The 11908-nt window shown below is 38.6% G+C and carries 11 protein-coding genes; 4 read left to right on the forward strand and 7 right to left on the reverse strand.

The genetic code is table 11. The annotated features are described in order from the left end of the window. Positions 1–304 precede the first annotated feature (304 nt). Positions 305–1222 (forward strand): diguanylate cyclase, encoded by a 918-nt coding sequence (locus QL998_RS19080; RefSeq protein WP_138489334.1) that lies wholly within the window; start codon positions 305–307, stop codon positions 1220–1222. A 74-nt stretch (positions 1223–1296) separates the two neighbouring features. On the opposite strand, the gene QL998_RS19085 is transcribed toward QL998_RS19080, so the two are convergent. From QL998_RS19085 to QL998_RS19095, 3 genes are all read right to left on the reverse strand, one after another. Continuing rightward, a complete protein-coding gene (locus QL998_RS19085) occupies positions 1297–1776 on the reverse strand; it encodes a YchJ family protein (RefSeq protein ID WP_182196898.1) in 480 nt (159 codons plus the stop codon). A 38-nt stretch (positions 1777–1814) separates the two neighbouring features. Further along, entirely contained in the window at positions 1815–2249 is a 435-nt protein-coding gene (locus tag QL998_RS19090; protein WP_002961428.1) for a SulA-like leucine-rich domain-containing protein, read from the reverse strand. Positions 2250–2547: 298 nt separating this feature from the next. Continuing rightward, on the reverse strand, positions 2548–3012 hold the full coding sequence (locus tag QL998_RS19095; protein ID WP_002961427.1) for an SEL1-like repeat protein: 465 nt from the start codon (positions 3010–3012) through the stop codon (positions 2548–2550). Between the two features lie 118 nt (positions 3013–3130). On the opposite strand from QL998_RS19095, the gene QL998_RS19100 reads away from it, so the two are divergent. Next, complete coding sequence (locus QL998_RS19100; protein ID WP_002961426.1) at positions 3131–4423, forward strand: NCS2 family permease; 1293 nt, start codon at positions 3131–3133, stop codon at positions 4421–4423. Between the two features lie 80 nt (positions 4424–4503). Here the strand turns inward: QL998_RS19100 and QL998_RS19105 are convergent, their stop codons facing one another. After that, positions 4504–5262, reverse strand: coding sequence for a hypothetical protein (locus QL998_RS19105; protein WP_024594743.1), 759 nt, complete (start codon positions 5260–5262; stop codon positions 4504–4506). Positions 5263–5586: 324 nt separating this feature from the next. Between QL998_RS19105 and cysB the strand changes: the two genes are divergently transcribed. Next, positions 5587–6564 carry an HTH-type transcriptional regulator CysB gene (gene cysB, locus QL998_RS19110; protein ID WP_002961670.1) on the forward strand — a complete coding sequence of 326 codons (978 nt, stop codon included), beginning with the start codon at positions 5587–5589 and terminating at the stop codon, positions 6562–6564. 76 nt (positions 6565–6640) lie between these two features. Here cysB and QL998_RS19115 read toward each other — a convergent pair whose 3' ends face one another. From QL998_RS19115 to pabB, 3 genes are all read right to left on the reverse strand, one after another. Beyond that, positions 6641–8017 carry an L-serine ammonia-lyase gene (locus QL998_RS19115; protein WP_182696431.1) on the reverse strand — a complete coding sequence of 459 codons (1377 nt, stop codon included), beginning with the start codon at positions 8015–8017 and terminating at the stop codon, positions 6641–6643. A 101-nt stretch (positions 8018–8118) separates the two neighbouring features. Further along, entirely contained in the window at positions 8119–8694 is a 576-nt protein-coding gene (locus tag QL998_RS19120; RefSeq protein ID WP_182196901.1) for a CoA pyrophosphatase, read from the reverse strand. A 6-nt stretch (positions 8695–8700) separates the two neighbouring features. Then, the gene (gene pabB / locus QL998_RS19125) at positions 8701–10059 is read right to left on the reverse strand and encodes an aminodeoxychorismate synthase component I (RefSeq protein WP_182196903.1); all 1359 of its coding nucleotides are present in this window, start codon (positions 10057–10059) and stop codon (positions 8701–8703) included. Positions 10060–10214: 155 nt separating this feature from the next. On the opposite strand from pabB, the gene QL998_RS19130 reads away from it, so the two are divergent. Next, on the forward strand, positions 10215–11741 hold the full coding sequence (locus QL998_RS19130) for a fumarate hydratase (protein ID WP_290193291.1): 1527 nt from the start codon (positions 10215–10217) through the stop codon (positions 11739–11741). Positions 11742–11908 lie beyond the last annotated feature (167 nt).

Below are 11908 nucleotides of genomic sequence, written 5' to 3' on the forward strand. Positions count from 1 at the left end.
TTTGAGGAGCTTGGTTTATATCCAATAGAAAAAGTGAATACGGGATGGCTTGCTTTATCAGCGTTTAGGAAATAAGTTGATAAAATGTGAAGGGTACAGGAGCCGTATACGAGGTCCGTACGTACGGTTCTGTGAGAGGGATGAGGCATAAGCCTCACCCTACTCGATGTTTTTATGCAATAAAGATTTACTAAAAAGCATTTTTATTAATAACCAATAAGTAGAACCCCTCTTAATTAACATTTGCATAACAAAATGTGATGCTATAGGCTGTTTTTAATTAAAAAAACAAAACATTTTTACTATGCCAATAAATTACTCTGACCATCAATTAAAACTAAGTTTAAAGAATTCTAAAGTACTTATAGTTGACGATCAGTTATTAAGCTTAATCGTATTAAAAAAAATATTATCTGAGCATTTTAATGTGACAACAGCTGGAAGTGGTGAAGAAGCAATTGAAATTTGTAATGTAAATGTACCCGATATAGTCCTACTCGATATTAGTATGGGTGGAATGAGTGGTATTGATACATGTTTAAAATTAAAAAATAATACTGAAACACAGGATATCCCAGTTATTTTTGTTACATCCTTTGAAAACGAAGAAGAAGAGTGTTGGGAAGCCGGAGCTGTTGATTTTATTAAAAAGCCGATTGTAAAAGAAACACTATTTAGAAGGGTTCGTGCCCATATAACGTTAAAATTACAACACGACTTACTCAATCAAAAAGTATTTTTAGATGATTTAACTAAAGTATTCAATCGCCGTTATTTTGATGCACATTTTTCTAAAATGGAACGAAGCGCCTTACGAGAAAAAGTTGACTATGCATTATTACTCATCGATATAGATTATTTTAAGCAATACAATGATATCTATGGTCATGTGCAGGGGGATACGGTGTTAAACCTAGTAGCACAAACTATTACTAATAGTTTGCAAAGGCCAACCGATTTTGTTGCGCGTTATGGCGGCGAAGAGTTTGTAGTTGTTCTACCGCATACAAGCACTGAAGGTGCAATTTGTGTTGCTGATAAAATTAAACAGAATGTGGCCGATTTAGGAATATTACACAAATATTCAGAATATGATTTTGTGACTATTAGTATTGGCGGTGCAACCCTACAACCATACGTAAATAACAAAAACACGTTGCAGATCGCAGATGAAAAAATGTATGAGTCTAAAATGCAAGGGCGTAACAAAGTGTGTTTTTAAGTTTAGTTAGCTAATAAATCACTCTGCCACTTAAAAACACTTTTTAGATGATAAATATTAAATAAGATTATTTATTACATGCTATGACATTTTTTGTACTTTTTATTGCTACCGCATGGGCAGTCATCATTTCTGCCTACTTTAATATCTTCAACAGGATATATAGTGCCATCTAAATAACGCCATTGGGTGCTTTCTTTAATAAACTGCGATTTTTCGTGAAGCTCACAAAATAAGTTTTGATAAAAATATTGGGCTTTAAATTCTACAGTTCCAGTATCGCCATCATGGCTTGAGTCAATTAAATCAAGATTTATAAATCGACAGCTGTTAGCAAAATCATTGATTTCTTTAACCGGGTTTTCAGCTTGTTTTTCTTTTGCGTAGGTTTGATAAACATATTTTGCATTTTTAATAACATAAGCACTGAATCGTGAGCGCATAAGTTGTTCAGGAGTGTCAGCTTGCTTTACAGATAAGTGAAGCGGCTCGCAGCAATCGGCATAATTGTGCCCACTGCTGCAAAAACATAATGTGGTATTGAGTGAAGTCATAATAATAATACAGAATCTAAAACATTAGTTTAACAAGCTTATTGAGCGAGTGGTATCTCTGTTGTTTGAGCGTTTTTAGTAAAACAGTATAGTTTTGTATTTGTTTTACTTAAATCGAACGATAGATTTGTAAGTAGTTGGTTATTAACTATATCGGTCCAGGTAATTACAGCTGCAAAGTTTCCATTATGTAACGCAGAATTTAATACATACTCTAGATTTACTAGGTGCTTCTGTCTAATAACAAGTAATTTACTTGTATCAATAGAGCATGAGTCAAGTAAAGCTTTGCTCGGTACATGATCTGGCGCAATTAATAACGTCCATGCATTAGAGCTATTGTATTGGTGTAATACTTTTAAAAGCTCAAAGGTCGCTGAAATTTCATCTTCAATTTGGATCAAATTTACGCAATCGCTTTGCTCGTCTTGTTGGTAACTTTTAACTGTTCTTACGGTAATAGGCTGTAACATAATTTCACTCACTGGGTTTTTATACAGTATTCATATACAGTAGTTTATACAGTGCTTTCGTGCAAGCATTTTATGCTATTTATTTGTACAGTTATTCAGCTTTTGATCATTGTTTTTTGTTTTTAAATCTATAATTCTTTATTAATCAACTTGTTATAGGCTTGCTTTTAAGAGGGTATTTTTAAAATAAACTTTTGAGTCATGTTTTCATTTGTGGGTTTTATACTGTGTAGGAGTATCTTTGTAACTATATACAGTATTTTTCAACACTGTATACAGTACTTATAACTTAATTAGTTTATGTGTTTTCACTGGTGCGAGGGATCATATGAGAAAACTGGAGTTGGTGGATTTGTTCGTACAAACTTGCTGCATAACATTGAGCATCTTTAAATCGCTTAGTTTCGATATGTTTGCGTATATCTGTAACCGCTGCAGTGGCAGGTGCGTACCCTTGGCTACTCGCTAAGCTCAACCACGCTACAGCATGAAATACACTTTGTGGCACGCCTTCACCTTTTACAAAAAATAAACCTAAATAAAACTGTGCTCTATGGTTTCCTGCCATTGCAGCAAGGCGCATCCATTTTGCAGCCAATGGAGCTTGATTATTTTTTAAATAATATAGGGCTTTATTAATAGTACTTTGCTCATCTTTTTTATTATCAATGGGCGCGGGGCTGCTTTCTGGTTGAGTAACAAAACCTAAAATGTTGTCTAGCTGTTGCTCTAAGTCTTGCTCACAAGGTGTTGTTTTAAGCATATTGGTTCATTTATTATTTTAACTACTTTAACAGTTTAGTATATAGCAAGGTAAAATGTCCTGTAAAAGATAATTTTTATGTTAAAATCTCGTCACTTTTTACTATCACAAGTTTATTATGTTTGAAGCCTTATTTAAACTCAGCGAAAATAACTCAACAGTTAAACGCGAATGCGTTGCTGGCCTAACTACCTTTATCACTATGGTATACATTGTATTTGTAAACCCGGCTATGCTTGCTGAGGCAGGGATGGACCAAGGGGCTGCATTTGTAGCTACCTGTATAGCAGCTGCGATAGGCTGTTTTATAATGGGTTTATGGGCTAATTATCCATTAGCATTAGCGCCTGGTATGGGACTAAATGCTTTTTTTACGTATGGCGTCGTATTAGGAATGGGTTATACCTGGCAAGCCGCATTAGGGGCTGTTTTTATGTCGGGTTGTATATTTTTATTTTTAAGTTTATTTAAAGTCAGAGAATGGATTATTAATGCCATACCTCTGGTGCTCAAGCGAGCTATCGCAACAGGTATTGGTGCTTTTTTAGCCTTAATTGCCCTTAAAAATGCAGGCATTATTGTCTCAAGCCCAGCAACACTAGTGCAATTGGGCGACATTACTTCCCCAGGCCCATTATTAGCTATATTAAGCTTTTTTGTAATTGCAGCGCTTTTATACCGCGATTTTAAAAGCGGTGTACTTATTAGTATTTTATTAGTGACAGGCATTGCACTAAGTTTAGGGCTTGTTGAATATCACGGTGTTATGGCTATGCCACCATCAATAATGCCTACTTTTATGCAACTAGATTTTGCCGCCGCTTTTGATATATCAATGATGAGTGTTATTTTTGCATTCTTGTTTGTCGATCTTTTTGATACTTCGGGTACATTAGTTGCGGTCACTCAAAAAGCTGGTTTAGCTGATGAAAAAGGTAACATGCCTCGTTTAGGGCGCGCACTAAGTGCTGACAGCTCTGCAACAATTGCAGGTGCGATGCTAGGCACGTCTACGACTACATCGTATATAGAATCGGTTGCTGGTGTTTCTGTTGGCGGACGTACTGGCTTAACGGCTGTAGTTGTAGGTATTTGCTTTTTACTAATGATGTTTTTTGCACCGCTTGCACAAATGGTACCGGCTTATGCTACGGCAGGTGCTATTTTATATGTCGCTGTACTGATGTTACAAAATTTAAAGTTTGTAAATTGGGATGATATGACCGATGCAATTCCTGTTACTGTGGTATTACTAATGACACCATTAACGTTTTCGATTGCGCACGGTATTGCACTTGGCTTTATATCTTATACAGCGGTAAAAGTATTGTGTGGTAAGCAAGATCAAATCAGTATTAGTGTTTGGATATTAACAGCCTTGTTTGTTTTCAAGTTTGCATTTTTGTCTTAATGACTAACAAAGAGACAAAAAAGCCTGCATAAATTTAATTTGTGCAGGCTTTTTTAATACTTATTTTTAGTATAAAAACGCTACCATTTCTTTTTAGGAGCAAACAATATATCTAAGTCGTCTTGCTCTTCTTCTGTTTTCTTTTTAAGTGCGCTTGCATTAGAAGCTCTTAGTTCAACACTAATTGCTTCTAAGTAACCTTCAACTTCTTGGCGTTTTGTTGTTACATATTCATCGGTGTATGTAACTGCATTGAGCGTTGCCTGTGCTTTTTCAAAATACTGCCTTGCAGAGCCAACCATACTCGCTGAGCGGGCAGATAAGCCACGTTTTATTTGGCTTTCGATATTAATACGCAGTTGTAGTTTTTCAAGACGTTTATCTTCTAAAACAAAAACTTGGCTATCAATACGACCTTTATTATGTTCAGAGCGTAAAATTGAGCGTAATTTTTTAATACCTTGAATTAGGCCAACAAGCTGCTTGTCATTACTCGGTAGCGTTAGGGCTTCACTGCTGTTGTCTAGAACTGCATTGGTGAGGTGCGTTTTAGCCTCACCTAAGCGGCTTTTGAGTGCTTTGGATGTTGGCGAACTAGTAACCATCGTGTTTAATGCTTCGTAAATACGGCGTTGCAATACACGGATTATATTTTCAGAAAGAGGTATATTGGCACTATTCATTAGTGCTTCTTCTGTTTCTTCTATTATAGCTTTTTGTTTTGTTAGCTCTTTGCGGCGTTCCGCTTCTTGTTTTTCTTTGTGTTGTTGTACAGCACTTACCCAAAGTGCAATCACAATCAATGCAACTATAAGCACTATTATAATAGAAACGATCATGGTGTAATTCTCGGACATATAACCTAATTATTTAATCTTACATTAAATATACGTTAACAGGGTAGCTTTGCGCCGATTAACTTAAAAAATACACCAAAAAATTGATAGGTTGAGCTCTTTATAAACCGTAGTCACCCTAAGGGCTTATAAACTAAAGCTGAATAAACATCGCTACCTCAAGCATATTTATTATGCTAGCCTTGAGCTCTAATCAGATAATTGCACACCTAAAGACCTAAAGTGATATTTTACGCAAATAACACTTGGTTTTAAGCGGTATTGCCTTTATAAATAATATGAATAATAACGTTAAAATTTGCAGCCATGAAATTACAACAACTCAGATACATCGTAGAAGTACAAAATCATAAATTAAATGTTTCAGCGACTGCTGAGAGTTTATTTACCTCGCAGCCAGGAATTTCTAAACAAGTACGCATGTTAGAAGATGAGTTGGGTGTACAAATTTTTGGTCGCAGTGGTAAACATTTAACGCATGTAACCGGTGCTGGCGAAGATATAATTAATATTTCTCGTGAAATACTCTCCAAAGTAGAAGGTATTAAAGCCGTTGCTAATGAGCATACGTTACCTGATCAAGGTAAGTTAAATATTGCCACAACACATACCCAAGCCCGTTATGCTTTGCCTAACGTTATTCAAGGGTTTATGAAAAAATACCCTGCGGTATCGCTTCATATGCACCAAGGCACTCCACAGCAAATATCGGATGCTGCAGCACGCGGTGATGCCGACTTTGCTATTGCAACAGAAGCACTGCATTTGTATTCAGATTTAGTTATGTTGCCTTGTTATCATTGGAATCGCAGTATTGTTGTTGCTAAAGACCATCCGCTCGCTAAAAAGGCAAATAGTTTAACTGTTGCTGACATTGCCCAATATCCACTCATTACATATGTATTTGGTTTTACGGGCCGCTCAGAGTTAGATAAAGCATTTAGCGCACACGGACTTGAGCCACACATTGTATTTACTGCAACCGATGCTGATGTTATAAAAACATACGTACGACTGGGTTTAGGAGTTGGTGTTGTCGCTTCAATGGCGATAGATCAAGTGAGCGATACCGATTTAGTGTGTATTGATGCAAGCCACTTATTTGAAGCAAGCACGACCAAAATTGGTTTTAGAAAGGGCAGCTTTTTACGTACTTACATGTATGATTTTATTGAACGTTTTGCACCGCACTTAACTAAAGAGCGCGTAGAGCGAGCAAGCTTGTTACGTAACCAAGATGACGTAGATAAGTTATTTGCAGATATAGAGTTACCCGTTAAATAAGGTGATTGCATTGAACGAACAATAAAAAAGCTGCCTATTTTAAAATAGGCAGCTTTTTCTCTTTATAGCGAGCTGATTAACATTCGATAATATTAACTGCTAATCCACCGCGAGCGGTTTCTTTGTATTTGGTTTTCATATCGTTGCCGGTTTCAAGCATGGTTTTAATCACTTTATCAAGTGATACCTTTTGCTCTCCACTGCCACGAATAGCTAAACGTGAGGCATTAATTGCTTTAATCGCGCCCATTGCATTGCGTTCAATACACGGCACTTGTACTAAGCCACCAACAGGGTCGCACGTGAGGCCTAAATTATGTTCCATACCAATTTCTGCTGCGTTTTCTACTTGCACAACATTGCCACCAACAATTTCTGTTAATGCGCCTGCTGCCATAGAGCACGCAACGCCAACTTCACCTTGGCAACCTACTTCGGCACCCGATATAGAGGCATTCTTTTTATATAAAATACCAATAGCAGCAGCCGTTAATAAATAACGTGTGGCTATATCGCGGTCTACTTCTTTCACAAATGTGTGATAGTACATAAGTACAGCTGGTAAAATCCCCGCAGCACCATTAGTTGGTGCGGTAACTACACGGCCACCTGCCGCATTTTCTTCGTTTACGGCAAGGGCAAATAAATCAACCCAGTCCATTGCACGAAGTGGGTCGTTACTGACTTCTATATTTAGTTTTAAGTATAAGCTAGGCGCACGGCGCTTTACTTTTAAGCCGCCAGGTAAAATACCTTCTGTACGCATACCACGGTCAATACAGGCCATCATTACTTTCCAGATATGAAACAGCGTGTCTTTTATTTCATCTTCAGTACGCAGTGTTTTTTCGTTCTTCATCATCAAGCTTGAAACACTAAGCCCTGACTCTTTACACATCTCTAGTAGCTCTTTTGCGCTACTGAAAGGGAAAGGAGCTGGGTTTTCTTCTCTAATATCAAGGGCTGCTTGTTTTTCGTTTTCAAACTCCTCATCAGTAACAATAAAGCCACCGCCAATAGAGTAATATACTTTGCTGTAAACTTTTTCGCCGTTGTTTGAGGCGATAATTTCCATTGCATTAGAGTGCTTAGGCAGCGTTTTGCGACGATGAAAAACAATAGCGCCTTGTTTTGGAAACTTAGCTTTGTGTGTTTTGTTTAAATAAATAACCTGATCTTGTTCGATAGTGGCTAAAATGTCGTCGACTAAATCGGCATCTATAGTTTCAGGGTCATAACCGGCTAAACCAAGAATTACGGCTTTACCCGAGCCATGGCCAACACCTGTTTGTCCCAAAGAGCCATAAAGCTCTACTTTAATATCGGTAACATTTGCTAATAATTGTTGTTCTTGTAGGTCATTAACAAATAAGCGTGATGCGCGCATTGGGCCAACGGTGTGTGATGACGAAGGGCCAATACCAATGCTAAACATATCAAATGCACTGATCATAATGTGTGTCTCTACTTTGTTTTATCAGCTCGAAGCTGCTCTTTGAACGGTCGAGCATGATAACGTGGAATTGTGATTGTGTAACTACTAATAACGAAGATTTAAACTGGTAAGGCGAGTTGTTTTGTAAAGTTTTTTATAATGTTTGCCGTCGCACCCCAAAGTAAACCATGCGGCGTTTTAAAACCTTGCAAAATAACCGTTTTCCCAAATCGTTGAAAAGGTAAGGGTTGCCAGTTAGCTTCGTTATTTAATTCAGTGACCGAGAGCAAAAAGCTCGCTTGTACTTCATTATAGTCATTTTCCCAGGTGGTGTCTTTTTTGAGTAAACCTACATAGGGGCTAATACTAAAACCCGTTAAGGTTGAATACTCAGGTAAGTGACCTAATACATTAACGTTGTTTTGGGCAATATTTAGCTCTTCTTTTAGTTCGCGAAGGGCTGTGGTGCGAAGGGTAATGTCGCTTACTTCAAACTTGCCTCCGGGCAAACAAATCTCCCCAGGGTGATGGTGTAAATAAGTAGGGCGTTTACACAGTAAGATATGTGCATGGTTATCTATATCAATAATGGGTAGCATAACAGCGCTAGCGCGTTTTTTACGTGTGTCTTTTAACTGATTTGGCGCAGCTGTAGGGCTTAACAGAAACCGCGCCATAATGTGTTCACTATTCAAAGCGACCTACTGTTTTAATAAAGGGAGGATTTTATTTACTTTATCGTAAGTTTCTTGATATTCCAATTCGACTTTAGAATCAGCGACTATTCCGCCACCTGCCCAGCAGTAAATTTGCGCTTTGTGGCACACCAAGGTGCGAATAGTGATGCTCGTATCCATATTTCCACATGCACTTAAATAACCAATTGAACCACAGTAAATACTGCGCCGATGCGGCTCTAGTTCTTCAATTATTTCCATGGCCCTGATTTTAGGTGCACCGGTGATTGAGCCTCCCGGAAAAGCCGCTTTTAACTGATCGACCGCTGTTTTGCCTTCATCAAGTTCTGAGGTTACCGTGCTTACTAAATGATGCACTGCCGGAAAGCTTTCAATAGCAAAAAGGGAAGGGACGTGAACGCTGCCAGGTTTTGCCACTTTGCCTAAGTCGTTACGCAGTAAATCAACAATCATGACGTTTTCAGCGCGATCTTTAGCTGATGCTGCGAGTATTTGGGCTTGGCGTTGATCCTCCAGCGCATCCGCTTTTCGCGGCAGAGTGCCTTTAATAGGTTTGGTTTCTACAACGTTATTATTTACAGATATAAAGCGCTCAGGGGAAATTGATAAAATTGCTCCTTGAGGGTGATTTATAAAGCTCGAAAATGGCGCTTTATTTGCCTCACGCAGTTTAATATAAGCTGCCCAAGGGGAGCCTTCAAACTGAGCGTTAAAGCGCTGCGCTAAATTAATTTGGTAACAATCGCCACTTTTTAGATACTCCTCAATTTGGGCAAACTTTGCAGCGTATTCCGTTTCGCTCATATTTGATTGCCAGTCGCTGTTTAGGGCAAAGGACTGCGTATTAACTTGGGAGTTAGCGTGTGTATTTAAGTATTGCTCATAAAGCGCTAATCGATCGGTGTTTGGCTGCGATACATAAAACCAGCTTTGTTGCTGTTTGTCGTAAATAAGGGCATCTAAGTAAAGGCCAATAGCCATTTGGGGAAGATTAATGTCTTCAATAGCATGAGTGGGGATGTTTTCAATTGTACGCCCTAAGTCGTAGCCAAAGTAGCCAAGCCAGCCGCCATTAAAGGGTAAATCGTAATCGGCTTTTGTTTTAGCAAGATGCGAAAGCTCATTATTCATAATTTCAAAGCAGTTATCACTACTTTCTATATTATTTAAAAAGCTTTTATTATTTTTTACTTCAAGGGTACTTTGCGGCTCAATAGCAACAATATCAAAACGGCTGTTTATATGATTACTATTTGCAGAATCTAATAGAATTGCATAAGGCAAATGTGAAAAATGCGCAAAAACGTCAATGCAGTTTTGTGTTATGCCTAATTTAATACAATTTTTTTTATTGTTTAGCATTTACTGCCCCTTTAAGAACTGGCTCGAAACGGGCTGGGAGGGTATCATAAGTCAAATTTTTTGGCAGCACTAAGCTGCAAAAAACAGTGCAAACCACCGTCACCGGTTTGATTTAGATTACGCGACAACGCGTAACGGTAACTTAAGGAACCACTATGAGTACAATTTGTCAGCAAGACTTTATTGATAGCATTGAAGATGCATTGCAATATATTTCGTTCTATCACCCACTTGATTTTGTTCAAGCACTCGAAAAAGCTTACAACAAAGAACAAAGTAAAGCGGCTAAAGACGCCATTGCACAAATTTTAATTAACTCACGCATGTCGGCTGAAGGCAAGCGTCCACTTTGCCAAGACACCGGTATTATTACCTGTTTTGTTAAAGTAGGTATGGATGTTAAGTGGGATAAAACAGATTTAACCGTTCAACAAATGGTTGATGAAGGTACTCGTCGTGCATATTTGAATCCAGATAACCCTTTACGTGCATCTATTGTTGCAGACCCTGCTGGTACGCGTAAAAATACTAAAGATAATACGCCTTCGGTTGTGCATATTGATTTAGTAGCGGGTGGAAAAGTAGAAGTAATGGTTGCGGCTAAAGGCGGCGGCTCTGAAAACAAAAGTAAAATGGTTATGTTAAACCCGTCAGATGATGTTGCTGCATGGGTAGAAAAAACACTACCAACAATGGGTGCTGGTTGGTGTCCGCCAGGCATGCTAGGTATAGGTATTGGTGGTACGGCTGAAAAAGCAGCAGTAATGGCTAAAGAGTCGTTAATGGATCCGGTTGATATCCATGAATTAATGGTACGCGGCGCAGAGACAACTGAAGAAAAACTGCGTTTAGAAATTTTTGACCGTGCTAATAAATTAGGTATTGGCGCACAAGGTTTAGGCGGTTTAACAACGGTTGTTGATGTTAAAATTAAAACAGCACCAACGCATGCAGCTTCAAAACCTGTAGTAATGATCCCAAATTGTGCGGCAACTCGCCATGTACATTTTACGCTTGACGGTTCTGGCCCTGCTAATTTAAAAGCACCTAAACTAGAAGATTGGCCACAAGTAACATTTGAAGTGGGCGAAGGCACACGTCGTGTTGATTTAAATACACTGACTAAAAAAGATGTTCAAGAATGGAAAATGGGTGAAACCGTTTTACTTTCGGGCACTATTTTAACAGGTCGTGATGCAGCGCATAAACGTTTGCAAGATATGATCAACTCAGGTGAAGGTTTACCTGAGGGCGTAGACTTTGATAATAAATTTATTTATTACGTAGGCCCAGTGGATGCGGTACGCGATGAAGCAGTAGGTCCTGCTGGCCCTACAACAGCCACTCGCATGGATAAATTTACCGATATGATGCTAGAAAAAACAGGCATTGTAGGCATGATTGGTAAAGCTGAACGTGGCCCTGCAACGGTTGAGTCTATTAAAGAGCATAAATCTGTTTATTTAATGGCTGTAGGCGGCGCAGCTTATTTAGTATCTAAAGCGATTAAAAAAGCACGCGTAGTTGCTTTTGAAGATTTAGGTATGGAAGCTATTTACGAATTTGAAGTTGAAGATATGCCAGTGACCGTTGCAGTAGACAGTGAAGGCGCCAATGCGCATACACAAGGCCCTGCTATCTGGAAAGCTAAAATTGAAGAGCTTGATAGCAAGCTAAAATAACGTACGTTTTGTATTTTTAAAAAGCGAGCCTAGTGCTCGCTTTTTTGTTTGCCCAGCGAAGCTGGCAAACCCGATAGGCTGAAAGATGCCTTATCACCCTGACTAAGGGGAAGATAATCTGAATGGCAAGGGCGTCACTGGCCAACGGTGGGGTCTGAAGGAAGCCA

The sequence above is a fragment of the Pseudoalteromonas sp. APC 3691 genome (genome assembly GCF_030408135.1).
Lineage (GTDB): Bacteria > Pseudomonadota > Gammaproteobacteria > Enterobacterales > Alteromonadaceae > Pseudoalteromonas.